Here is a 22,457-nt window from a genome sequence, read left to right on the forward strand (position 1 = left end):
ATTCTTATTCTTTTGCTTCAAATCTTTGGATTTGTTTATAAAAATTAAAACTACATTCACCTAATTGACCGCTACGGTTTTTGGCAATAATTAAATTGGTATGTGGGTCAATATCAGGTTTTTGATAATAACTTTCGCGGTGCAAAAACATCACAACATCAGCGTCTTGTTCGATATTTCCAGTATCTTTTAAATCGGATAAAACAGTGAGGTGTTCCAAAACTTTGGACAACTTTTTACTTTTTAAAAATTCTTTAAGATTAACTTAATAGTTAGTCTTTTTTTCTTTTCAAGACTAAAAAAATAATTTCATATCTTTTCAAAAAATATTTTTAGGAAGGAATAAAATGTTAAGACAAAAATTATTTAAAGATTTTTTAAAAAATAAAAAGAATTTAGCAATTCGCGATCAATTGATTGAAATGCATTTAAAAGAACCTTTTTCATTAGTAAAAAACATAGTTAAACAATTTACATATTTCCCTAAATCACTCCAAAGAGAGGATTTATACCAAGAAGGAATTTTAGGTTTAATTAAAGCTTTAGATGATTATGAAGATTTTGGTTATGATTTTATTGTCTATGCTATCCCAACAATTAAAGGTGAAATTACAAAACTTATCAGAGGCCTACAAACCACTTCCATGTCCAGAGAGGATTTTCGGAAAGAAAAACAAACAAGTAATATTCCTTTAGAAGAATGGGAAGAAGCAACGCAACCCAAGTGGAGCACAATCCTCAACCCCCATCAACTATGGCTAAACCAAACTAATCATGAATTATTCTTAAAAAACCTTAAAAATATTTTAAATCCCCAAGAATTTGACATTATTAGATTAAGTTTTGGGATTCCTTTGGGAAACGTTAATGAAGAACCTCAAATTGAGTATTCCAACAAAAATATAGGAAAAATGTTAAAATTATCTTCAAGGCAAGTAGTGATTATCAAAAACGAAGCAATTACTAAATTACAAAAAATATATAAAGAAAGAAATAAATAATATGAATTGTAAAAAAAATAAAACTACTTACTACAATTACAATATTGATGGTAAAACAATTTACGCCATTCAAGAACATGATCCCGATACATGGAATTTTATTAAAACAACTTGGTTTAATAAAGATGGCAAAACAATTGACTTTATTACCGAGTATGACCCCATAACAGAGGAACCAATCAAAGAAACCTACTACAATTCTGACGGAACAATTAAAGAAGAAAAAACTTTTTAATTAATATATAAACTAAACCCCTTTTTTGAAGGGGTATTTTTTATACCGAATTAGTAAATAGAAAAGTATAATTTTATAACACAATAAAGGAGTTGATAACTATGCAAACTCATAAAATAGATATTCTAGATGTAGCTACTTACTTAATAAACCACCAAAATAAAAATGATTATACACCTTTAAAACTTCAAAAATTAGTTTTTTTTGTATATGCTAAAAATTTAATAGATACTAACCAATCTATGTTTAATAATGATTTTGAATCTTGGGCTTATGGTCCAGTTTCACCTAAATTATATACTAATTTACCAAAAGACAAAAAACCATTAAATTATCAACAAAAAATTAAAGAAAATTATGATCAAAACATTTTTTCCCAACAAGAAAAAGAAATTATGGATTATGTTATAGAAAAATATGATCCTAAAACAGCTACCGAATTAGTAAATATAACACATAGACCAAATTCTCCTTGGGAAAGAAGTTATATATCGCAATATTTTGCTTTAAATAATATTCCTGATAAACTTATTCAAAATTATTATTCTCAAAGAAATAGAAAAGTATAATTTTATAACACAATAAAGGAGCAAATAACTATGCAACCTAATAGGAGCAAAACCGATTTTATGTTAAAATTCATATTTTAATTTGTAAAAAAATAATATAATAATTAAAAAAAGAAAGTAGTTTAAAAAATGAAAAATGCAACTTCTTTTGATACATTTTTAAACATCAAAAATGTCAAAGGTTTAGATTTTTTAATTAATGAATTAAAAGCGAGAATATAATATGAATAAAAATACTATTGCTGAAACTTTTGCTGGTGCTGGCGGTTCTCATTTAGGGTTTATTAATAATGGTTTCGTAAGCGTTTATATTAATGAATTTGAACCCAATTGTATTCAAACTTTGAAATTAAATTTTCCTTTATTAGAAAAAAAATGTTATATAGACCCAAGAGATATTAATGATATCTCAATTAATAAAATCTCAATTATAAATGTTGATGTTTTATTTGGTGGTATTGTTTGCAAAGGATTTAGTTTAGCAGGTCAAAGAAAACCCACCGATAAAAGAAATTATTTATATTTAAAACAATTAGAATTTGTTAACCATTTAAAACCTACAATTTCTATTATTGAAAATGTTCCTACTTTTTTAACTACTAAAATCTTAAAAAAGGAATTGATTCCTCAATTTGAAAAAGAAATTGATGATATTTGGCAAGAATACGCTCAACTTCAAGCCAAAAAAGGTAGCAAAAGAAAAAAGAATTTATCTCATGAATTAGAAAATAAACGTCTTTTGGAATTAAAAAAACAAAAAAATGATTTATTAAAAAAATTAGAAAAACAACAAGTTTTAATTTCTGTATTTGATGATATTAAAAATAAATACGATAAAATGGGTTATAAAGTTTACCATCAAGTATTAAATTCAGCTTGGTATGGTGCAGCTACTGCTAGAAATAGAGCTATTATAGTAGCAGTTAAAAAAGAAATAAAAAAAATTTTTACCTTTCCTAAAATCACTCATTTTCAAAAAGATAATCCATTAGGGAATATTAATGGAATGAGTTTTTGTGATAATTTACTCCCTTATACTACTGTAGAAGATGTTTTCAAAACCATTGATTATAATAATTTAGATGATTTAGATAATATACCGATGTCACACAATCCCAAAACTATTAAAAGATTTGGTTTTATCCCTGAGGGAAAAAATATTTCTCATATTATTGACCAATTACCAAATGAACTTAAAATTAGTAGTTTTTATTCTCGTGGAAGTGCTACTAGATTATCTAGACACAAACCATGCGGCACTTTGGTTCCAGGACATAGTGCTTTACCTATCCATCCTTGGTTGAATAGAAGCATCACAATAAGAGAAGCCGCTGCTTTAAGTGGATTTCCATTAAATTATAAATTTTATGGGAGCCATTCAAATAGGTGTGAACAAATAGGTAACGCAGTACCTATTTTACTATCTAATGCTATTGCTAAAAAAATAAAAAAATTTTTAAAAGAGGTAAAAAGTGAATGAAAACAAATTAACGGATTTAATTCTAAAAGATGATAATTTTAAAAAAAATTTTGCTCGTTTATTAAATATCGATCTAATAAAATAGATATTCTAGATGTTGCAATTTATTTAGTAAAACACCAAAACAAAGATGATTTTACTCGTATGAAAATCCAAAAAATAGTATTTTTGACATATTGTAAATATTTACTTAAATACAACATTCCTATGTTTGAAAATGATTTTGAGGCTTGGGAAGAAGGTCCTATTTCATTGCCTTTATATTTAGAACAAATTAAATATCCCACCAAATTTGATAAAACAATAACATTTTCTCAAAAATACGATGAAAATAAATTTACCAAAGAACATATCCAAATAATGAATAGCATTTTAAAAAAACATGGTTCTAAAACATTAAGACAAATATATAATTTTATTCATAAAGAAAATGGTCCTTATAAAATAAGTTATAAAAAGAAAGATGTTTCACAAAACTCTATTTTAGATTCAACATTAAAACAATGTTATTTATCTAAAAAACATCTAATATAACAAAAATAATAAAAGAAATGTCAACTCAAAAAGTTATATTTCAATTTTGCGAAACAAAAAACATTATTTTATATTTATCTAAAACAAGAAATTTAACTTGTAATTACCAACAAATTTTAAATGATTTAGAACAAAAATTATTTTTGTAATTTTATAGGAATTGGTAATCCTAAAGAATAGATTTTAAAATAATATTTTAACTATTATTTATTCTTTTTTATCTCTTAAACCATTAAATTAACAAGTAAAAATTAACTAAAATATTCTTTCTTGCAACCCTTAGACTCTTCTAATCGAGAGTCTTTTTTTATGCAAAAAATCTAAAATCAAAAAGGATTTAAAAATACAAAAACAAAGCAAATATAATAACATAAATGAATAAATAACCCAAATCAAAAAAAAGGAGTTTGAAAGATGATTGAAGCCGAACGCGCATTATTAGGGACACTATTATTAAAACCAGAAAAAATGGATGCTGTTATAAATTCAGTCAACACAAACAATTTTTCCAACCCCAAACATCGTTATATCTTTGAGGCAATGAAACAACTAAAAATACAAAATCGCGAAATTGATTATGTTACGGTGGGTTCTGTTTTAGAAACTAACAATTTATACAAAACTAAATGGACTGATTATTTAATTGAATTAGTGGAGATGACCCCTGCAAGTGAATATTTAAAAACATACATTGATTTAATTACAGAAAATGCCCTTAAAAGAGATGTGTTAGGATTAATCAAACAATTACCAACCGCATTATCAAAAACTAAAAATATTCACAATTATTTGCAAGCAGTCAAAAACCAAGTAGAAAGTTTTATGCAAAAAACTAAATCTCCCTTCGTGTCTATAAAAATGTTAAGTCCTTATGTTTGCCAAAGTATTTTTAATGATGACAACCCCAACCAATTTATAGGAATAAAAACAGGCTTTAAAAATCTAGATGAATTAATTTCTGGTTTCAAACCAAAGGAATTAATTATCTTAGGAGCAAAAACTGGGATGGGAAAAACTGCTTTTATGTTAAATTTGGCTTGTAATATTGCAAAAAACTTTACTAGCAACCCAGAAAACCAAAAAGCAGTTATTTTTAGTTTAGAGATGGCAGCGGAACAATTAGCATTTAGGCTACTTTCTTCTGCTTCTAAAATCCCTTTAAAACAACTCCTACACAAAAAAATAAATAAAGATGAAAAATTACAGTTACTTATCGCTGATGACGAAATCACGCAATTAAACATTTTAATCGATGATGATAGAAATAACAAAATTAAAGATATTGAAACCAAATGCCGTCAAATGAAATATAATGAAGGACTTGATATTGTCTTTATTGATTATCTCCATTTATTAAAAGACGACCAAAGTTTTAATATATACCAAGCAATATCTGAAATTTCACGCAAATTAAAAAACCTAGCAAGTGAACTTAATATTCCAATTGTAGCTTTATCTCAATTTTCAAGGGATATTGAAAAAAGAGTAGACAAAAGGCCTGTTTTATCCGATTTAAGAGACTCAGGATCGATAGAACAAGACGCTGATATTGTGATGTTATTACACCGCGAAAGTTATTGGCAAAAACCTGATAACAACCCACATACGAATTTAATTATTGCCAAAAACCGTAGCGGTCAAAAGGGCGAATGTAATTTTAATTTTTTTCAAGAAATCCAAAGATTTGAAGCAAAAGAATAAGAATAAAAAAAGAAAAGAAAAAAATGAAAAAATTAACTAATCTAGATTTTGAAAATATTAACGTTTTTAATCATAAATCTTTGTGCGTTAACATCACCAAACAAATAGTTCAACCAATTTTTTTCAACAAAGTTTTTAATCAGTATATGTTTGATTGTCATAATATACTCAATGCATATTTAACCAACAACCAACACAACTCCCAAAGTCAAAAATCAATTAGAGGTAAAATTAACGAATACTTAATTTTGCTTTATCTAAATCAAAAAGGAATTAAATATTTATACCCTCAATCATGTTTATTTTTCATCCCCGATATCAAATTTGATTTAGTGTTGTTTACCAAAACTAAACGCATCATTGCTTTCAATTTCAAAACTTGCCTTAGAGATAGATACAAACAATCAATAGTAGAAGGACAACAACTAAAAAAACTAGACACTCGTTTTGGGTTTTATTTGTTAACAAATGATGAATCCGAAACTCAAAGATTAAATAATAAAATTAAAAATGGTAAAGTACAATCAATTAACAAAGTAATCAATTTATTTTCCAATTCAGCTAATCTCTTTTTACAAAACTTACTAACCAACCAATTCATTCCCTTTTCACCTATTAATTTAATTAAAAAGATGGTTCACCCTAATGACAAATAAATTAATTAGTTTTGAAGGTGTTGACGGAAGTGGCAAAACTACTTTAATTAATGAATTAAAAAAATATTTTGAAAATAAAGGCTATCAAATCAAAGTTTTTCAAGGTTTAGGCAGTTCCATCGTTGGAAAAGAAATCAGAAATTTATTTTTACATCAATCCAAAATAAGCCCTAAAACTAAATATTTATTAAGCCTTGCCAATATGATGCAAACTCAAGATGAATTAATAATCCCTGCTTTATTAAGTGGTTATCTTGTTATAGTTGACCGTTGGTATGATTCCACTTTCGCATATCAAAGCAAAGGCAATTACATAGATTATGATGATAAAATTACTTCAAAAATTATCAATCATTTCTTAATTAAACCTAAATTAACTTTTTACCTAGATATTGACCCTCAAATTGGGATACAACGAAAACAAACCCAAACAAATCATAAATTAGACCTCATTGAACAAAAACCCTTAAATTATTTTGAAAATGTCCGCAAACATTATTTAAACCAACATAAATACTGTAATGATGCAAATTGCAACCACAAAAATTGTAATTATTTTATGATTAACGCAACCAACTCGCAAAAAGAAAATTTAGCCCAAATAATGAAAATTTTAATCAACAAATAAATATTTTAATTAAAGGAGAAAAATAATTATGAATTATCAAAAAACTTTTTACGACGACGATGGTAAAACAATTGAATTTATTAATGAATATAACGCTAAAAAAAGTAAATGAAACAAATACATTGAAAATTAGAAAGGAGAAAGTGTTATGAGTGTCATATTTTGGACTTGTTTATTTGTCATTTTTTATCTCTCATTTTGTGGATAAAATAATTGATTATATTTTTTCAGATGAATTTATTTTATTGATTCTTAGGATATCAACAACATTTTTATAAAATTATTAAAACTTTAATTAGTAAAAAAATAATTCAAATAAATAAAGGAGAATAAAAATGATTTTAACTCCCAAACACATTTTAATATTGTTAAGTATAACATATTTAGGATTTATCATAACAAATCTAATGACCTTATTTTTTGATTTTAATTTAGGAATCAAAGCAAATACAGCTATTAGTCTTGTTTCTGATGTTGTCTTTTTGATTTATATTTGGGTAAAGGAGTTTAATAATGAAAATACCATGGATAGGCAGTAAAAAGAAAATGTTGCCTCAATTATTAAAATATATTCCAACAAATTATAACAATTATTATGAACCCTTTTTAGGAAGTGGGGCTTTATTCCAATCTCTTACTCCCTCAACTGTCACCTTGAACGATAATGATATCAATTTAATACAACTTTGGAAAGATATGTTGGCACAACCAGAATTGTTTTGCGATTATGTGCGTAAATTTAAAGACAAAATATATGTAAATAAAGATCAAAAGACGCAAAAAGAATCATTTAAACATTTGGTAGAAAAATTTAATAAAAGTAATTTGGGTGCTTATAAAAGTGCCCTTTTTTACGTTTTATTGAAATATGCTTTTCGGGGCATTTTCCGATATCGCTCTGATGGAACTATTTATTTAGGATACAATTTTTCATCTCGTTTCAAAAACCCTATAATTGATTTATTAGAAATACAAAGAATAAAAACCAATGTTAAGAATATAAAATTGTTAAATGGCGATTTTGAAAGTGTCATTAACCAAACCCAAAGCAACGATTTTATATTTGTTGATCCTCCGTATTGGCGTGAAGGGATTAAAGATAAAGTCTTTTATCAAAAACCTTTCACATTTGAAGATCACAAAAGACTTTATAAAAGTTTAGAGATGGCAAATTATCGCAAGGTAAAGTGGTTGTATACAAATTATAATTCGTCAAAAATAACTGAATTGTTTAAAAAATTTCACATTCAACCCATTCAAACCACTACAAAACACAATTTAACTTCAAAAGGGATATCGCAAGAAGTTATTATTAAAAATTATTAAAAAGAACAAATAATCAAAATTTTAATCAACAAATAAATATTTTAATTAAAGGAGAAAAATAATTATGAAAAAAGAATCTATTAATGTTTTTGATGTTGCAAATTATATTATTATAAAATTTAAAAACAACAACCAAAATTTAACTCACATGAAGCTACACAAATTAATTTATTTTTCTTATGTAAAATATTTAATTGAATACAAAAAAAGATTAATTTTAGAGCATCCAAAAGCCTGGAAATATGGACCTATTTTTGGAGAATTATATGTTGTTTTAAAAGATTATTTTGAAAAATCGATTGTAAAACCATTATGTGATGGGAGAAGTCAAAAAATAATAACCGACGAAAAAAGAAAGAAAAACATTGATGAAGTTTTGTTGTTATGCAAAGATAAAACTGGGAAGGAATTAGCTAATATTTCTCACCAACAATCCCCACAGGACGAAACATACCATTATTATCGTTACAAAAACAACAACAGCACAATTTCAGATGAAGATTTAAAAAACTTTTTTTCAAATCATAAACTTTTAGAAACAATCCACCAAGATGAATTAAAACAAAATTTTAATAAAAAATTTGGTATTTTCGGTAAAGACTGGTGGTAAAAAAATCAAAAAGGAAAATAAATAAAATGAACCAAACAAAACAAATTAACGTTTTTGACGTTGCCCTTTATATCGTCAAAAACAACCCTTCTTCAACTACTAAAATGAAACTGAATAAAATGATTTATTACGCTCATGCCAAACATCTAGTACAAACCAAAAAACCTCTTTTAAAAGAGCAAATACAAGCCTGGATTTATGGTCCTGTCTTTCCTGAATTATGCAAGCAATTAAAAGATTTTACTTATCAACCAATAAATCCCGAAGTTTTAGCAATGGGAGATATAACTAAAATAAATGCAACTCAAAAACAAATCCTTGATTTTATGATTTGGTTATACGGCGATGCATCACCTAATGATTTATCTTCTCAAACTCACATGGAGCACCCATGGATAAAAAGTTATTACAAAGATTATGATTCTGGTTGGTCTAAAAAGATTATTAAAAACAAAGACATTTTAGAATATTTCTCTGAAAACAATAAAAATATAGGAGCATAAATAATATGAATTATCAAAAAACTTTTTATTACCTTGACGGAAAAACAATTGATTACACCAACGAATACAACCCCCAAACAGGTAAATTAACCAAACAAACTTTATACAGAACTGATGGCAAAACAAAGAAATCTGTTGTTGAATATAACCCAGATGGTAAATTAACCAAAAAAACCTATTACAACTCCGACGGAAAAACAATTAATTACATCACCGAATACAACCCCCAAACAGAAGAATTAATCAAACACACCAAATACGACGACGACGGAAAAACAATTGATTACACCAACGAATACAACCCTCAAACAGGTAAATTAACCAAACAAACTTTATACAGAACTGATGGCAAAACAAAGAAATCTGTTGTTGAATATAGCCCAGATGGTAAATTAACCAAAAAAACCTATTACAACTCCGACGGCAAAACAATATATGTCATCCAAGAATACAACCCTGAAACAGAAGAAGTAATTAAACAAACAAATTATAATTCAGATGGTAAATTAACCAAACAAACCCAATACTATTCCGATGGAAAAACAATTGAATTTATTACTGAATATGATCCTGAAACAGAAGAACCAATCAAAGAAACTCAATACCAAGAAGATGGCAAAACAATAGATTATATTACCGAATACAACCCTCAAACAGGCAATAAAACCAAATGGAACGAATACTACTCAGATGGTGAAACAATTTTATCCATCACCGAATACCACCCTGAAACAGAGGAACCAACCAAAGAAACCTATTACAATTCTGATGGTAAATTAACCACAGAAATTTTTTATCTTGGCGATGGCGAAACAATAGATTACATCAGAAATTACAACCCCCAAATAAGTAAATTAATTAAATTTACTAATTACCGAGAAGATGGTGAAACAATTGACTATACTACAGAATTTAAGTACCATCCCAAAACAAACAAATTAATTAAAACAACTGGTTTTTCCTTCGATCGCAAAAGAATAGCTTTTATATACAAACACCATCCTAATGGTAAATTGTTTAAAAAAACTTACTACAACTCCGATGGAACAATCAATAAAAAATATAAATAAAAGAAAGGAGCAAAAACATATGACTAAAAAAGAATTAATTACAACACTTGCAAAAGTAACTAAAAATTCAGTTACCCAAACTGAGGAATTTTACAATTCCTTTGAAAACACCTTAATTGAAGCAATAACTTCCAACGAAGAGGTAGTTTTGTCACCCCAACTTGGAAGATTTGTTTTAAAAACCCGACAAGCTCGTTTAGGAAGAAACCCCAAAACAGGTAAAAAAATAAAAATCCCTGCTAAAACGGCTGTGACTTTTAAAATATCATCAAACCTTAAAGATAAAGTCAAAAACATTGAATTAGATTAAAAAAGAAAGTAGGCAAAAAAAATGACAAAAAATAATCCTTCTAAATTAAGCCGAGTTTTTGCTATTTTAGCTTTATTGGGAATGATTTTTATAAGTTATAGATTATTCAACGCCAATAGAACACAAGACCCACAAGCAGGCGGAAGCGAAGCTTTGCGTCACCAAGCTCAAACAGAAGCTGAAAGAAAGGCGGCTGAAACAAACCAAACCCAAGAACGATTCAATGAAACACATAAAAATCTAGATGATTTAATAGAAAAACTTGAAAAAGAAATAGATGAAATAACATCTAACGACGAAAATGAAAAACCTAAAAAAGGACCTAAATATCGCCCTGATGGAACACTTGATTACATCATAGAAATTGACCCCCAAACAGGTAATACAATCCAATATACCCAATATTACAAAGATGGCGAAAGAATTAATTATATCCATGAATATGACCCCCAAACAGGCAATGAAACCAAATATACCAAATATTACAAAGATGGCAAAACAATTTATGTCATCCAAGAATACGACCCCCAAACAGGCAATGAAACCAAATATACCAAATATTACAAAGATGGCAAAACAATAGATTATATTACTGATTATGACCCCATAACAGAGGAACCAATCAAAGAAACTTATTACAACTCCGACGGAACAATTAAAGAAGAAAAAACTTTTTAATTCCGAAGGAAAAATAACCAAAGAAACCCATTACAACTCCGACGGAAAAACAATTGCCTGTATTGTCGAGTCTTTTACTTAATTTAATCCCAAAACCAAAACCCGATGTTTCTGTTTCAAATAAAAACCAAGATGACGAAATAAAAAAACAATTGTTAATTTTAAAATTACAAAATGGTAAATTAAAAAAAACAATTAGAGAAGAAAGTAGGCAAAAAAAATGAAAGAACTAGGAAAACACTTTAAAACATTTTTTCATATAATTATTATTTTTCTGTCAATATTCGCTACTTATTTATTAACTCGTCAAGTAATTGAAGAGAGTATCAATTCCCAAATTATAATAATTTTATATATTAATTTAATAAATATATTAACGAACATTTATCTATAATGAAGAAAAAGTATAAAAAAATGAATAGAAAAGGAATAATAAAAAATGTATCGAGTTGATAGAAATAATTTTTTCAAAAATGAAAAAAAATCTACTATTTATACTCCTAGTTGGGTATCGCAATTTCTATATGATATTTTATCACCTCAAATCAAACCACGTTTGATTTTTGACCCCTGCGTTGGCGAAGGATCTTTATTATTGCCTTGGAAAGAAAAAGGTTTTGATGTTTTGGGGGTTGATATAGAAAAAACTTCTTTTCCTAATTTAATTAATAAAAATTTTTTAGAATTAAGTCAAAAAGATTTAAAGAAACAAAAAATATCTTTGGTAATAACAAACCCACCTTTTAATTTAGATTTTAAAAATAAAAGTTATGTTAAGGAAAAATATGGTGGTCGTCCATTATTGCCTGAGTTGTGGTTAAAAAAAATAATTGAAATTTTTGGCAAAGATATTCCAATTGTTTTATTCACACCTTATGGTTTTAGACTTAATCAATCACTAAATAGCAAACGATTACAAAAATTTGTAAATCAAGAATATCCCGAAATCTCTTCTATTATTAGTCTTCCCAAAGATGTTTTTGAAAATGTTGTTTTTCATTCAGAAATTTTAATTTTTAATGTTAATAATTTAAAACCGCATTATTTTTGTAGAGGAGCAATGATTTAAAATGTCTAATTCAGAACAATTAAGAAAAAACATTAAACAACACAAAGATAATGCTGATGATGCTAAAAAACAAACCCAAGAACGATTCAATGAAACACATAAAAATCTAGATGAATTAATAGAAAAACTTGATAAAAAAAATAATAAGGAGAATGAATAATATGAGCGACGGCATGTCAGAAGCATTTAATGGGACTTATTTCAAATCCCGCAATTCCCAATCCAAGAAAAAAACTAATAAATATAATCAACCAAAAGGGAAATGGCTTAATTTAGACCGCCCCAATAAAACTTTTAAAAACAAAAAGAAATCGTTTAAAAAACAAAGAAAAGTTATGAAAGAACTAGAAGAAGAAATAGAAAAATTATAAAAATTAAGAAAGCAGGTAAATAATGTTTATTTTTTCAATATTTGCAACAATTAGCAATTTTATTCTAAAATACTCTAAAGGATTTACAACTACCGAAATCCTTGAACGAAGAATGGATGGAATTCAAACAACTCTTTTTACTATTCTTGTTGTTTCTGGGTTCAAACCAATTTTTAAATTAATTGCAAACACTTTAAATTTCTTCAAAGATTTAATTTTGGGTATTTTTTTCCCCAACAAAAAACTACAAAAATTAGAAATCCAAAATGCCAAACAAGAATACTTAGAAAAACAATTATTAAAAAAATTAGATAAAATCAATGAAAACCAAGAAAAACTCCAATCCCAAATTATGGTTCAAAGAGTTAAAGTTTCTCATTGGCAAGAGAAAAAAGCAAGAAAAAAACAATTAAAATCGCAAAATATCAACCCAATTATTAAGAAGGAGGATGAAAATGAATGATCTCAATTTCCCCATCGGATTTATTGTTGGCGCCCTATTCACAACTGCTTTAATGTTTATCATTAAAAAAATCTTTTTTAATTTTCTTCCATTGCCAGAAATCAATAAAAAAAATGAGCCAAAAAAAGACAACAAAACTAAAAGTTCGTTTTCAATTATTCCAAACCCAAATAATGAATCAAAAGAAAAGGATGATTTAGAAAATTACAAAGAAAAAAATAATTAATAAAAAAGGAGAAAAACAATGATCAAAAAAGTAATAAAAAAGAAAAAAACAAATAAAAAATCAACCGAATTAAAAAATAAAAAAGTACTAAATTCAAAACAAACACCACCAAGCGAAAAAACAGTAGTCAAATTACCAACCACCCCAGAAAAACAACCAACCCAAACAACTACCAACAATAACAACAAAGGCAATTTATTTAAAACATTTATAAATTTAACAATCATTTTATATTTTATTTTACGTGTCAATGTTATTTATTACCAAAACCAAATCCCTTGGTTAACCACGGGTACAAATAATTTAATTGATATCATTAAATCAACCTTAGGAGGTAAATAATTATGAAAAAACCAAACCAAAAACCAAATAACAAAACTAAAAACAAAATTATAATTGTCCTGTCAATTTTAATGTGCTCTTTTTTTGCCATTAGTTCTGTTATGGCTATTAATAATTATTTCTCACGTCAAAAACAAGAAAAAATTAAATTAATGAGCGAAAACAATGCCCCTTTATTTGAAGTCAATAAAATCAGCGGTAACAATGAAGATAAAACCCTTATCCCTTTACCGATGCCTAATTTAAATCCAAACAAATATCATCACACCATAACTATCAATCATCAAGCAGTTCTAAACTTAAATGGATTTGACTCTGATATTGGTTTATATCTAAAAATAACTCCAAAATATGACACTCATAATACTTTTTCTAATCCTGAAACACTATTTAATTTAGAAATTAAAACCAATAACATAATTTATGATGACACCAAGCGTCAACAACTTATATATAAACCAAACGGCAAAGGTAATACCAATATTCAAATTAAATTAGAACAAAACAACTTTGTTAAAGCAACAAATCCACTCTTAACCTTAGTTCTTGACTATGAATTAGTTGATTCAAATGGAAATGCGTTTAGTGGTAGTGGCACAACTATTGAAAACAAAATTAAAAATTTAGCTTAATTAAAAGAAATAAGACTAAGTTTTTTAACTTAGTCTTATTTGAGAAAGGAAACAAATTATGAAAACCAAAAACAAAAGCCGAAGCCAACCACTTCTCTCAAAAGTAATGACGATTATCATTTTATTTTTTTTATTTTGGTTAGCAACTTATGTCTGGATTCATCATCAAACTTTAAGCACTACTGAGGAAAAAATAAACCAACACAAAGGGTTACTTAAACAACAAGAAGAGCAACCAAAAGATAAAAAACAAACTTTATTAAATAATAACAATCTTCCTACTAACACAAACCTCCAAAAAGAAGGAGTATTTTTTGATCCTTCCGACCCACAAAAATTTATCGGTTTAGACAAATTAATTGGGTTTAAAGAAGAATTAAAAGCAGTCCAAGGGTTTATGGATTATTTAAAAAACCCTGAAAACTACCAAGGCATCGGACAAGTTGAACCACCCTTAGGAATTTTAATGTACGGTTGCCCTGGAACAGGTAAAACCACCTTAGCACGAGCACTTGCCAAAGAAACTAATTTACCATTCTTTGAAGTAAATAGTTCCTTATTTTCCCAAAAATATAAAGGATTAGCACCGAAAATGGTAAAAGATTTATTTGAAGATGCAAGAATTGTTGCAGAAGAATCTAATGGGGCGATCATCTTTTTAGATGAATGTGAAACTATTTTTACTGATTTAAGTATGTTAGAAGCAGGTTCAGAAATCGCGAATGTTGTCAACCAATTCAAAACTGAAATGACTTCTATGAATAATAATCCTGATAAACCAATTTTCATAATTGGGGCAACAAATCAATATCATTTAATTGATGAAGCGATTAAATCAAGATTTGATTTTAACATCGAAGTAACCCCAGGAGGAAAAGCCGAACGTCAACAAATGCTAGAATTCTTAACGAAGAAAAGAAAAAACCCTTATAGTGAAGAAGCAAAACAGTATTTATTTGAAGTAATTAACGAAGCTTTGGAAAGATTACCACAAAATCAACAATTCTTAAAAGCCAATCGTACCTTAGAAAACTTGTTTAAAACCACTGTTAGTATTTTTGCTAAAAACCGTGGTAAAGGTGAAAACAAAAGAAGTGAAATTAACAAAGAAGATTTAAAACAAGCTTATCAATTGATTATTTCACCAGATACCAGTTTATTAGATCAAATTGAAAACAATTTAACCCCGAAAGGAGGTGAATAAATATGATATCACCATTAGACGTTCTGAAAGGTTTTATTAACTTAAAATCTTATTTAACATGGTTTTTGCTTGCTACTACTGTTTTTGGTCTTTTTTGTTTCATCAAAAACAAATTTTCTCACAATCAACAAACCACAACTCTAAAAAGTTATTTAATTCCTTTTTTAATTATTCTTACCCTATTCAGTTTTCTTTACTTATCTTTCTTTCATAAATCTGAACCATCATCTAAATATACAGGTCAATTAATCGGAAAAATTGATGAAGCAATTAAAAAATACGATGAAACCATTAATAATTATCATGGTTTAAAAAAAGATTGGGAAAAGGAATTGGAAAAATGTGAAGCAGAATTAAAAGAGCTTCGCGACGAAAAAGAATTAACCCAAGAAGCCAAAGGTAAAATTAAAGATGTTTTAGAAAAAAACGAAGTCAAAATTAAAGAAATAAAAGAAAATTTAGATAAAAATACCGAAAATATCACTATCTTAAAAGGCAAACTAATCCAATTAGAACAACAAAAAGAAGCAAAAGAAAAAGAAATTAAACAAAAACAAGAAGAAGAAAAATTAGCTTCTCCTGATGATAAAATTAGATTACAAGCAGAAATTGAAAAACTCCAAAGTGAAAAACAAAAAATAATTGAAGAAATCAGCGAAGTCAAACTTCAAATCAAAAAATTAGAATCAAAACAAAAATACTACCAAGATATGTTATCTCGTGCTGAAAAGTTTAAAAATGATTTAGAAGAAACTTATCAAACTTTATCTGATGATGAAAAAACATTGTTTAATAAAATTAAATCAGTTAAAGAACGTCATGCTGAAATCCAAAAAGAAATTGATAAAGTCGATAAAAAACTTGAAGAAATCAAACTCAAAAAAGAATTATATGAAGATTTAAAATTAAAATATCAAGAAATGCATAACCGCTTGACAACTTATCAAGAAGAAAATAAAGCATCAGCAGGAAATATTGCCAAATGGGTCTTCAAAGGTTTTGATAAAGTTACTGACTTAATCCCTGGAAAATTTGCTCTCAAAGTTATAGGTAAAACAATAAGTGTTACGCGTAAGTTCGCACAAGGTATGTCAAAAGCTACTTTAGTTCTTCACGAAGGCCACCGTTTATGGGGAATGTATAATGAAGTAGCTAATGAAAACAAAGAAAAACCACTAATGATTACCCAAGCAGCTTTAGAAAAGTATACTAAAGATATCAACGACGATTTAGCCAAACTCGACGCTGACTACAAAGATGGCAAAGAAGATTTAGCGGGTTATAAACTTCGTCAAAAGCAAGATAATTTAAAAAAGGAATTGGATGAATCCCAAAAATTGGCTGAAGGCATTAAAGAAAGAAGACGTAACGTCGTTGATGGATATGCAAACATCATTAATGAATTAGAAGAAAAACGAGATGAAGTTTCAGACACTGTTCCTTTGTTAAACAAAGAAGATAGTTTAGAAGATAAATTAGAAAATATAAATAAAGCAATAAATACCAATAAAGAACAACTAGACCAAGAAAATCCGAGTTACGCTCGCGCTCAACAACGGATAAAAGCTAGACGAGTTGGCAAAATCCCTGAAATGGTTATGGATCCAGAAGATAATTTAAAGGAAGAAACCAGAAAGAATAAATAATTATTTTCTCTAATTATTTTATTAATAAAATTGTATAATGGTGATAAGTGATATGATTAATTATCACCATTATCAAGAAAGGTAAATAAATTATGAAGCAACCAAACTTTTTTCAAAAACATTTAATAACTATTATTATCATTTTACTTTTCGGAATTGCAATTATCATCGGGCTTTTTCAAGGATTTAATGATTATCAAAACGAAAAAAATTCTTTATCTCCTTTAGGACAAACTCCAGAAAAAGATTCCTTAGAACCCGAAAACACACCAAACTCCTCAAGAATGAAACTTTCTACGGAAGAAACACCCCAACCGAAAATTAAAACAACATCTGCTCGGTTAGAAAAAATTAAAACTTATCTTTTCACCGAACCTACTGACACTTATAAATTACCATCGGATTTATCAGAGAGAGAACAAGAAGAAATCAATAAATTAAAAAATAGTTGGAAATTGAGTTTAGAACTTTTAGAAAACAGAAAAACCCGCCCTACTGGTATTAATAAATCCCAAAAAGAATGTGAAGAATTAAAAACCCAGCTGGATTCAATTCAACCTAAAATAGAAGCTTTAAAACCACAACAACAAAAACTAGAGCAACAAAAAGAAGCCAAAGAAAAAGAAATTAAACAAAAGCAAGAAGAAAAAAATTTAGCTTCTCCTGATGATAAAATTAGATTACGAGCTGAAATTGAAAAACTCCAAAGTGAAAAACAAAAAATAATTGAAGAAATCAGCGAAGTCAAACTTCAAATCAAAAAATTAGAATCAAAACAAAAATACTACCAAGATATGTTATCTCGTGCTGAAAAGTTTAAAAATGATTTAGTGGAAAGCTATGAAAGACAAGAAAAAGAATATAAAAATGAAATCTTAAAATCCCTCAACTCCCTCTATGAAATCATCAAAGTTGAGGAATAAATAATAAATAAGGAGTAATATATAATGTTAGTAAAAAATAAATTACATCTTTTACCATTCTTTTTAATTAGTTGTTTAGGATTATTATTTATTGTTGATAACAAACAGGTTATGGGTATGAATAATAATCTATCCCAAAATAATTCAAATATCGATAATAATATAGATGAGTATAGGATTTTTCAAAATTTATTATCTATACAAGAAGGAACAATTCAACAAATTATTAATGCTCTTAGAAATCATAATTCAGAAGTTGAAATTAATACTTTGTTAAATCAAAGCCAACAAATACACCAACAAATAATAACTCATCAACAAAGACAACACAATAATCAGCATCAATTTATGATAAATTTTGAACGCAATATAACAAAAATTCAACTTGAAAGAGAACATTTATCATTAATACAAGAAATGAATACAGCTATTAATAATATACCCATTTATGCTTCAACAGAACAAATTAACGTGCTAAGAAATATTCAAATAAGAATAGACCAAAACCGAAGACAAATAAATATTATAATTCAACAATTACAAAATAATCCAAATCCACCAAATAACAATCGAAGACGATAAAAGAAATAAAAAAAATTAGAAAGTAGGTTTAAAAGATGAAAAATAATAATCAAATCAATGTTTTTGATGTTGCAAATTATTTAATTAGCCAAACGGATACTAATAAATATAAAATTTCCAATATGAAAATTAATAAATTATTATATTACATTCAAGGTCATTATATAGCCCAAACAGGAAAAACACTTTTTCCAGAAAAAATTGAAGCATGGTTGTTTGGTCCTGTCATTTTAAATATTTACAGTGAATTTTTCAATTTTGTTGATAATTCAATTCCTAATGATTATGTTTGTAAAGGTGCTAGTAAAAACGAATTAACTACAGAAGCTAAAAAAATTATTGATAAAGTAATTAATAAATATTCTCCTTTCAGTGCCAGAGAATTAAGTGTTAAAACTCATGAAGAACTTCCATGGAAAGAGGCTTATAATCCTCGTAAAAAATGGCAAAATAACATCATTACTCACCAATTATTAGAAAAATTTTTTAAAGATAATATAATTTAATTGTGTAAGGGGTAAATTGCTGTTTGAAAAATTTAAATAAAGATAATTTTGAAGAAATTATCAAAACAATTCATAGTGTTTGTGTTAGTATTTCTAGAACTAAAAACTTAAGAAAAAATAACAATTCTAATCCACAAGACACTGAAGCTATTTATAGAGATAATATTTTTGTACAATTAAACAGTTATCCTTCTTCGTTCGAAAATTTCGTTAATTGTGAAGCCAACAATAATCATGGCAAAACAGATATTATAATACCTTTTAAAAATGAAAAAAAGTACATAGCAGAATGTGCTACTTTAAAAGAAAAAGATCGTGGTTATAAAATTGAAAAAAAATATGAACAACTAATTTATAATACAACAGAAAAAGATAACAAAATTTCATTAATTTTTTTTGTTTTAAAACGAGAATTTAAACCTAATCAAATTTTAGAAGAAATTGAAAAAATTATTAAAAAACAAAGCGATAATAATAATTTTCATAATAAACAAATAAAATATAAAAATAGTGATTGGATTATAAAAACAAGAGTAAAACGATTCCCTGAAATAGATTTTTATATTCATATTGGGGTTTATAATTTTTTTTATGATGAGAAATATTCTAAAATTCAAAAATAAATTCCTCTTTAACGCATTATTTTGCCCTTCTCGCTGTGATTAAATTACAATTAGGGTAATAACCCTAATTGTAATTTATACCCCCCTTAAATCCAGTTTAGCCTCTAAGTGAACTCTCAAAAACCCTTGTAAATACTTACTTTTAATTTTTACAATTTTACCTTTAATTTCAACGAAGCATTTTTTTAATCTAATTTAGACCCTTTTTTTACTAGGGGTCTTTTTTTATACCCAAATAACAAAAAGGAGGTTATTAAATAATGTTTAAAGTAATTAAAATTCCCTTTATCTAAAAAATTAATAATTATGTTATTAATTATTATCTTCAATTTTGTCCCTTGCATCAATGCTAATTCTTCTTTTTTTAATAGTCAAAACAAAACCAAAATTAAATTAGCAGATTACGAAACCCTCAAACAAGAATGGTTAGCGACTCAACCCAAAATGAAAAGATATGACATTCCTGTTTTATCCAAAGAAAGTATCCATGAAATCCTAAAATATTTCAACATTGAAACTTCTACTTATGGTTTGAATAAAAAGCCTACTTATAATTCTTATGCTAACAATTCCTTGATCTGGTACTTCAAAAATCCTCCTGCAGGATTAATCTGTGTTTTTTTCAAAGCCAGGCAAAACCCTTTTAAGGAGCAATATCCTCAAGCTTGCGATAAATACACCTTAGATGACTTTTTAAAATACGAAATCGCTATTGAGGAAGCTTTTGTCTTTTGGGACGCTAACAAACAACCGACTCAAACAAATGTCAATATAACTTTCGTCAAGCAAAATATCTATGCAAGCGACAATAAAGAAAAAGCGATAAACGAATACTTAATCAAAAACAAAATCATCAAAGAACCCAAATTAACTAAATTAGGTTGTTACAACGCTACTCCAACTACTGGTCTGGTTGTTCCTTTACCTTCAATAAATTACACAACCTATGAAAAAGATAATGAAATCAAAAATTGGCTTTTACAAGCACAAAAAGAATATAATCATAAAACTAGTAGTAAAGAAATCCAATTCCCTCGTTTTTGGAATGATAAACCTTTTACATATAAAATTGTCCCAAAGATTGATTTTTATAAAACTGGATTCAGGGAAAGTGGAAGTGGTTATCGAGCATATAGTGAGATGATTGAAAGAAATACTATACAAGGAGAAAGCATACAAAAGGCCCCAGGAAAATATTATTGTACACCTTCTATTGATATGCATAAAATAAGATATGATACTTATGGAGTAGGATTAGTTTTTAGTGAACCAGTTTCTGAACTAGAACCACCTCAACAACAACAAATAGAGGCTATTTACTTTGATGATGGAATCCGTTTTTTCCCAGAAAGTTCCCAAACTTACACCATTAAAGATTTATTGAAACTCTCTAATGGTGCCAAAAACATCTATCTTTTTTCTTTCACTACTAAAAAAAGAATCAAAGAAATTAAATTACCCGATGCTATTGATCCTTACCAAGCTATTCGTGACTGGAAACGAGAAAACAACCTTTACACTTTTCCTCCTCTAGTTCAAGAAGATGACTATGTAGAACGAAGCGAAAATCGTGATGCTGGTTTTGAAATTACTTCTCCTGCTTATAAAAAAATTTCTATTCCTTACCTGATTAAATTAGTCAAACATACTTTTGAAACTACTGATTGTTGTTATTATTTAGTTTGTAAAAATGATACACTCCAACTCCAACTCGCCAAACAATATCGTGATGCTTATGCAGAATGGTTTAAACAATGTTACATTAAAGCTGGCGGTTCTTATTCAGCTGGAGAAATAAGAGATAAATTTGGTCGTTCATCAAGAGACATTTATAATGAAGAAGGGAAAGAATGTAGATATTATTATGTTACAAATACCTTCATAGATGATTGGTTCGTTAATGGGAGTTATTGTTCTGGCTCAAACAATACTTTTAATAATTTTTATGACACCACTCCACCACCCAAAAAACCTCAAGAATTAAATATTAATTGATAAGAATTAAATATTAATTGATATTAAGACCTTCATTAGAAGGTCTTTTTTTTTTTTTTGTTCATCTTTGGTAAAATCTAAAAAAGAGTTTTATGTTATAATAAAGAAGAAGTCAAACAAGAAATTAAAATAATAATTTCAAATAACTACTTTTAGAATAAAAAATACCACCCCCAAATCAAACATGCCTCTTTAACGCATTATTTTGCCCCTCTGGCTGCGATTAAATTACAATTAGGGTTATTACCCTAATTGTAATTTATACCCCCCTTAAATCCAGTTTAGCCTTTAAGTGACATTCAAAAAACCCTTTATATGGAAAAACCACCCCAAAATTGGAAATTCCGCATTATTGTGTAAAAAAATTTAATCCATGTCGTTTTGTTACAGACATTTTGTTTTTTTCGGCCTATATATATAATGGGTATGTTTCTAATAAGGTTAAATCCGTGAGTAAAACTAAACAGCAATTCAAAAAGCCCTTCAAGGCTATTTTGAATTGGTTTGTGTTTAGTAATGATTAATTCGGATTTAACCTTATTAGAAACATAATCATTAATATTATTTATTTAAG

General features: G+C 27.3%; 33 protein-coding genes and 1 pseudogene. 33 read left to right on the forward strand and 1 reads right to left on the reverse strand.

Annotated elements, in window-relative coordinates; genetic code table 11:
• Positions 1-4: 4 nt before the first annotated feature.
• Positions 5-202: pseudogene (locus tag SLY_RS03935) on the reverse strand (DnaB-like helicase C-terminal domain-containing protein); the annotation flags it as partial.
• A gap of 145 nt (positions 203-347) precedes the next feature.
• Between SLY_RS03935 and SLY_RS03940 the strand changes: the two are divergent.
• The 33 genes from SLY_RS03940 to SLY_RS04080 all read left to right on the forward strand — a co-directional run bounded on the left by SLY_RS03940 (position 348) and on the right by SLY_RS04080 (position 21,883).
• Complete coding sequence (locus SLY_RS03940) at positions 348-1,001, forward strand: sigma-70 family RNA polymerase sigma factor (protein ID WP_015638274.1); 654 nt, start codon at positions 348-350, stop codon at positions 999-1,001.
• A gap of 1 nt (position 1,002) precedes the next feature.
• Positions 1,003-1,236 (forward strand): DUF2963 domain-containing protein, encoded by a 234-nt coding sequence (locus SLY_RS03945; protein WP_015638275.1) that lies wholly within the window; start codon positions 1,003-1,005, stop codon positions 1,234-1,236.
• A gap of 101 nt (positions 1,237-1,337) precedes the next feature.
• Entirely contained in the window at positions 1,338-1,805 is a 468-nt protein-coding gene (locus tag SLY_RS03950) for a Panacea domain-containing protein (protein WP_041784345.1), read from the forward strand.
• Between the two features lie 223 nt (positions 1,806-2,028).
• On the forward strand, positions 2,029-3,285 hold the full coding sequence (locus SLY_RS03955) for a DNA cytosine methyltransferase (protein WP_015638065.1): 1,257 nt from the start codon (positions 2,029-2,031) through the stop codon (positions 3,283-3,285).
• Positions 3,286-3,429: 144 nt separating this feature from the next.
• Positions 3,430-3,819: a Panacea domain-containing protein gene (locus tag SLY_RS03960; protein WP_015638107.1), complete on the forward strand. Its 390-nt coding sequence runs from the start codon at positions 3,430-3,432 to the stop codon at positions 3,817-3,819.
• Between the two features lie 17 nt (positions 3,820-3,836).
• Positions 3,837-3,968: a hypothetical protein gene (locus tag SLY_RS05755; protein WP_015637942.1), complete on the forward strand. Its 132-nt coding sequence runs from the start codon at positions 3,837-3,839 to the stop codon at positions 3,966-3,968.
• Between the two features lie 265 nt (positions 3,969-4,233).
• Positions 4,234-5,520, forward strand: a complete 1,287-nt coding sequence (gene dnaB, locus SLY_RS03965) for a replicative DNA helicase (RefSeq protein ID WP_015638108.1) — start codon at positions 4,234-4,236, stop codon at positions 5,518-5,520.
• A gap of 23 nt (positions 5,521-5,543) precedes the next feature.
• Complete coding sequence (locus SLY_RS03970) at positions 5,544-6,176, forward strand: hypothetical protein (RefSeq protein ID WP_015638109.1); 633 nt, start codon at positions 5,544-5,546, stop codon at positions 6,174-6,176.
• Positions 6,166-6,804 carry a dTMP kinase gene (gene tmk, locus SLY_RS03975; RefSeq protein WP_015638061.1) on the forward strand — a complete coding sequence of 213 codons (639 nt, stop codon included), beginning with the start codon at positions 6,166-6,168 and terminating at the stop codon, positions 6,802-6,804. Before SLY_RS03970 ends, tmk begins: the two co-directional genes overlap by 11 nt.
• A 28-nt stretch (positions 6,805-6,832) precedes the next feature.
• Positions 6,833-6,916, forward strand: coding sequence for a DUF2963 domain-containing protein (locus SLY_RS05330; RefSeq protein ID WP_148284457.1), 84 nt, complete (start codon positions 6,833-6,835; stop codon positions 6,914-6,916).
• Between the two features lie 223 nt (positions 6,917-7,139).
• Positions 7,140-7,343 carry a hypothetical protein gene (locus SLY_RS03980; RefSeq protein WP_041784269.1) on the forward strand — a complete coding sequence of 68 codons (204 nt, stop codon included), beginning with the start codon at positions 7,140-7,142 and terminating at the stop codon, positions 7,341-7,343.
• On the forward strand, positions 7,318-8,130 hold the full coding sequence (locus SLY_RS03985; RefSeq protein ID WP_015638276.1) for a DNA adenine methylase: 813 nt from the start codon (positions 7,318-7,320) through the stop codon (positions 8,128-8,130). Before SLY_RS03980 ends, SLY_RS03985 begins: the two co-directional genes overlap by 26 nt.
• 64 nt (positions 8,131-8,194) lie before the next feature.
• Positions 8,195-8,740, forward strand: coding sequence for a Panacea domain-containing protein (locus SLY_RS03990; protein ID WP_015637724.1), 546 nt, complete (start codon positions 8,195-8,197; stop codon positions 8,738-8,740).
• A gap of 26 nt (positions 8,741-8,766) precedes the next feature.
• Positions 8,767-9,243 (forward strand): Panacea domain-containing protein, encoded by a 477-nt coding sequence (locus SLY_RS03995; protein WP_041784358.1) that lies wholly within the window; start codon positions 8,767-8,769, stop codon positions 9,241-9,243.
• A 5-nt stretch (positions 9,244-9,248) separates the two neighbouring features.
• Positions 9,249-10,313 (forward strand): DUF2963 domain-containing protein, encoded by a 1,065-nt coding sequence (locus SLY_RS05125; protein ID WP_015638277.1) that lies wholly within the window; start codon positions 9,249-9,251, stop codon positions 10,311-10,313.
• Positions 10,314-10,332: 19 nt separating this feature from the next.
• Positions 10,333-10,623: an HU family DNA-binding protein gene (locus tag SLY_RS04010; protein ID WP_041784572.1), complete on the forward strand. Its 291-nt coding sequence runs from the start codon at positions 10,333-10,335 to the stop codon at positions 10,621-10,623.
• A 21-nt stretch (positions 10,624-10,644) separates the two neighbouring features.
• On the forward strand, positions 10,645-11,301 hold the full coding sequence (locus tag SLY_RS05130) for a DUF2963 domain-containing protein (RefSeq protein ID WP_015638114.1): 657 nt from the start codon (positions 10,645-10,647) through the stop codon (positions 11,299-11,301).
• Between the two features lie 13 nt (positions 11,302-11,314).
• Positions 11,315-11,383 (forward strand): DUF2963 domain-containing protein, encoded by a 69-nt coding sequence (locus SLY_RS05935; protein ID WP_420893820.1) that lies wholly within the window; start codon positions 11,315-11,317, stop codon positions 11,381-11,383.
• A complete protein-coding gene (locus SLY_RS05435) occupies positions 11,355-11,525 on the forward strand; it encodes a hypothetical protein (RefSeq protein WP_015638054.1) in 171 nt (56 codons plus the stop codon). The genes SLY_RS05935 and SLY_RS05435 overlap by 29 nt, the downstream gene beginning before the upstream one ends.
• Before the next feature lie 215 nt (positions 11,526-11,740).
• Entirely contained in the window at positions 11,741-12,370 is a 630-nt protein-coding gene (locus tag SLY_RS04020) for an N-6 DNA methylase (protein WP_015638053.1), read from the forward strand.
• Position 12,371: 1 nt separating this feature from the next.
• Positions 12,372-12,530 carry a hypothetical protein gene (locus tag SLY_RS05480; RefSeq protein ID WP_015638052.1) on the forward strand — a complete coding sequence of 53 codons (159 nt, stop codon included), beginning with the start codon at positions 12,372-12,374 and terminating at the stop codon, positions 12,528-12,530.
• A 1-nt stretch (position 12,531) separates the two neighbouring features.
• The gene (locus SLY_RS04025; RefSeq protein ID WP_200858685.1) at positions 12,532-12,741 is read left to right on the forward strand and encodes a hypothetical protein; all 210 of its coding nucleotides are present in this window, start codon (positions 12,532-12,534) and stop codon (positions 12,739-12,741) included.
• 22 nt (positions 12,742-12,763) lie between these two features.
• A complete protein-coding gene (locus SLY_RS04030) occupies positions 12,764-13,204 on the forward strand; it encodes a hypothetical protein (protein WP_015638050.1) in 441 nt (146 codons plus the stop codon).
• Positions 13,197-13,430, forward strand: a complete 234-nt coding sequence (locus tag SLY_RS04035) for a hypothetical protein (protein WP_041784339.1) — start codon at positions 13,197-13,199, stop codon at positions 13,428-13,430. Before SLY_RS04030 ends, SLY_RS04035 begins: the two co-directional genes overlap by 8 nt.
• An 18-nt stretch (positions 13,431-13,448) precedes the next feature.
• A complete protein-coding gene (locus SLY_RS04040; protein ID WP_015638115.1) occupies positions 13,449-13,772 on the forward strand; it encodes a hypothetical protein in 324 nt (107 codons plus the stop codon).
• 2 nt (positions 13,773-13,774) lie between these two features.
• Entirely contained in the window at positions 13,775-14,404 is a 630-nt protein-coding gene (locus SLY_RS04045) for a hypothetical protein (RefSeq protein WP_015638047.1), read from the forward strand.
• A 106-nt stretch (positions 14,405-14,510) separates the two neighbouring features.
• Positions 14,511-15,608 carry an AAA family ATPase gene (locus tag SLY_RS04050; protein ID WP_200858687.1) on the forward strand — a complete coding sequence of 366 codons (1,098 nt, stop codon included), beginning with the start codon at positions 14,511-14,513 and terminating at the stop codon, positions 15,606-15,608.
• A gap of 2 nt (positions 15,609-15,610) precedes the next feature.
• Entirely contained in the window at positions 15,611-17,254 is a 1,644-nt protein-coding gene (locus SLY_RS04055) for a DNA double-strand break repair Rad50 ATPase (RefSeq protein WP_015638280.1), read from the forward strand.
• Positions 17,255-17,346: 92 nt separating this feature from the next.
• The gene (locus SLY_RS04060; RefSeq protein WP_015638281.1) at positions 17,347-18,177 is read left to right on the forward strand and encodes a hypothetical protein; all 831 of its coding nucleotides are present in this window, start codon (positions 17,347-17,349) and stop codon (positions 18,175-18,177) included.
• A gap of 24 nt (positions 18,178-18,201) precedes the next feature.
• Positions 18,202-18,759, forward strand: a complete 558-nt coding sequence (locus SLY_RS04065) for an SVM family protein (RefSeq protein ID WP_015637738.1) — start codon at positions 18,202-18,204, stop codon at positions 18,757-18,759.
• Between the two features lie 35 nt (positions 18,760-18,794).
• Positions 18,795-19,265: a Panacea domain-containing protein gene (locus SLY_RS04070; protein ID WP_015638282.1), complete on the forward strand. Its 471-nt coding sequence runs from the start codon at positions 18,795-18,797 to the stop codon at positions 19,263-19,265.
• A gap of 23 nt (positions 19,266-19,288) precedes the next feature.
• Positions 19,289-19,888, forward strand: a complete 600-nt coding sequence (locus tag SLY_RS04075) for a hypothetical protein (RefSeq protein WP_015638119.1) — start codon at positions 19,289-19,291, stop codon at positions 19,886-19,888.
• Between the two features lie 306 nt (positions 19,889-20,194).
• Positions 20,195-21,883, forward strand: coding sequence for a hypothetical protein (locus tag SLY_RS04080; RefSeq protein ID WP_015638283.1), 1,689 nt, complete (start codon positions 20,195-20,197; stop codon positions 21,881-21,883).
• The last annotated feature ends 574 nt before the right edge of the window (positions 21,884-22,457 follow it).

The sequence above is a fragment of the Strawberry lethal yellows phytoplasma (CPA) str. NZSb11 genome (assembly GCF_000397185.1).
Lineage (GTDB): Bacteria > Bacillota_I > Bacilli_A > Acholeplasmatales > Acholeplasmataceae > Phytoplasma > Phytoplasma australiense.

Bases quoted from the DNA above. Each gene is read 5' to 3' on its own strand.
- SLY_RS03980 (WP_041784269.1), top strand. From the start codon at position 7,140: ATGATTTTAACTCCCAAACACATTTTAATATTGTTAAGTATAACATAT.
- SLY_RS04035 (WP_041784339.1), top strand. From the start codon at position 13,197: ATGAATGATCTCAATTTCCCCATCGGATTTATTGTTGGCGCCCTATTC.
- SLY_RS03995 (WP_041784358.1), top strand. From the start codon at position 8,767: ATGAACCAAACAAAACAAATTAACGTTTTTGACGTTGCCCTTTATATC.
- SLY_RS04030 (WP_015638050.1), top strand. From the start codon at position 12,764: ATGTTTATTTTTTCAATATTTGCAACAATTAGCAATTTTATTCTAAAA.
- SLY_RS04070 (WP_015638282.1), top strand. From the start codon at position 18,795: ATGAAAAATAATAATCAAATCAATGTTTTTGATGTTGCAAATTATTTA.
- SLY_RS03950 (WP_041784345.1), top strand. From the start codon at position 1,338: ATGCAAACTCATAAAATAGATATTCTAGATGTAGCTACTTACTTAATA.
- SLY_RS03945 (WP_015638275.1), top strand. From the start codon at position 1,003: ATGAATTGTAAAAAAAATAAAACTACTTACTACAATTACAATATTGAT.
- SLY_RS05755 (WP_015637942.1), top strand. From the start codon at position 3,837: ATGTCAACTCAAAAAGTTATATTTCAATTTTGCGAAACAAAAAACATT.
- SLY_RS04060 (WP_015638281.1), top strand. From the start codon at position 17,347: ATGAAGCAACCAAACTTTTTTCAAAAACATTTAATAACTATTATTATC.
- tmk (WP_015638061.1), top strand. From the start codon at position 6,166: ATGACAAATAAATTAATTAGTTTTGAAGGTGTTGACGGAAGTGGCAAA.
- dnaB (WP_015638108.1), top strand. From the start codon at position 4,234: ATGATTGAAGCCGAACGCGCATTATTAGGGACACTATTATTAAAACCA.
- SLY_RS03985 (WP_015638276.1), top strand. From the start codon at position 7,318: ATGAAAATACCATGGATAGGCAGTAAAAAGAAAATGTTGCCTCAATTA.
- SLY_RS03970 (WP_015638109.1), top strand. From the start codon at position 5,544: ATGAAAAAATTAACTAATCTAGATTTTGAAAATATTAACGTTTTTAAT.
- SLY_RS04025 (WP_200858685.1), top strand. From the start codon at position 12,532: ATGAGCGACGGCATGTCAGAAGCATTTAATGGGACTTATTTCAAATCC.
- SLY_RS04080 (WP_015638283.1), top strand. From the start codon at position 20,195: ATGTTATTAATTATTATCTTCAATTTTGTCCCTTGCATCAATGCTAAT.
- SLY_RS04010 (WP_041784572.1), top strand. From the start codon at position 10,333: ATGACTAAAAAAGAATTAATTACAACACTTGCAAAAGTAACTAAAAAT.
- SLY_RS03940 (WP_015638274.1), top strand. From the start codon at position 348: ATGTTAAGACAAAAATTATTTAAAGATTTTTTAAAAAATAAAAAGAAT.
- SLY_RS03960 (WP_015638107.1), top strand. From the start codon at position 3,430: ATGAAAATCCAAAAAATAGTATTTTTGACATATTGTAAATATTTACTT.
- SLY_RS04020 (WP_015638053.1), top strand. From the start codon at position 11,741: ATGTATCGAGTTGATAGAAATAATTTTTTCAAAAATGAAAAAAAATCT.
- SLY_RS03990 (WP_015637724.1), top strand. From the start codon at position 8,195: ATGAAAAAAGAATCTATTAATGTTTTTGATGTTGCAAATTATATTATT.
- SLY_RS05125 (WP_015638277.1), top strand. From the start codon at position 9,249: ATGAATTATCAAAAAACTTTTTATTACCTTGACGGAAAAACAATTGAT.
- SLY_RS04055 (WP_015638280.1), top strand. From the start codon at position 15,611: ATGATATCACCATTAGACGTTCTGAAAGGTTTTATTAACTTAAAATCT.
- SLY_RS04050 (WP_200858687.1), top strand. From the start codon at position 14,511: ATGACGATTATCATTTTATTTTTTTTATTTTGGTTAGCAACTTATGTC.
- SLY_RS05130 (WP_015638114.1), top strand. From the start codon at position 10,645: ATGACAAAAAATAATCCTTCTAAATTAAGCCGAGTTTTTGCTATTTTA.
- SLY_RS04045 (WP_015638047.1), top strand. From the start codon at position 13,775: ATGAAAAAACCAAACCAAAAACCAAATAACAAAACTAAAAACAAAATT.
- SLY_RS05480 (WP_015638052.1), top strand. From the start codon at position 12,372: ATGTCTAATTCAGAACAATTAAGAAAAAACATTAAACAACACAAAGAT.
- SLY_RS03955 (WP_015638065.1), top strand. From the start codon at position 2,029: ATGAATAAAAATACTATTGCTGAAACTTTTGCTGGTGCTGGCGGTTCT.
- SLY_RS04065 (WP_015637738.1), top strand. From the start codon at position 18,202: ATGTTAGTAAAAAATAAATTACATCTTTTACCATTCTTTTTAATTAGT.
- SLY_RS04040 (WP_015638115.1), top strand. From the start codon at position 13,449: ATGATCAAAAAAGTAATAAAAAAGAAAAAAACAAATAAAAAATCAACC.
- SLY_RS05330 (WP_148284457.1), top strand. From the start codon at position 6,833: ATGAATTATCAAAAAACTTTTTACGACGACGATGGTAAAACAATTGAA.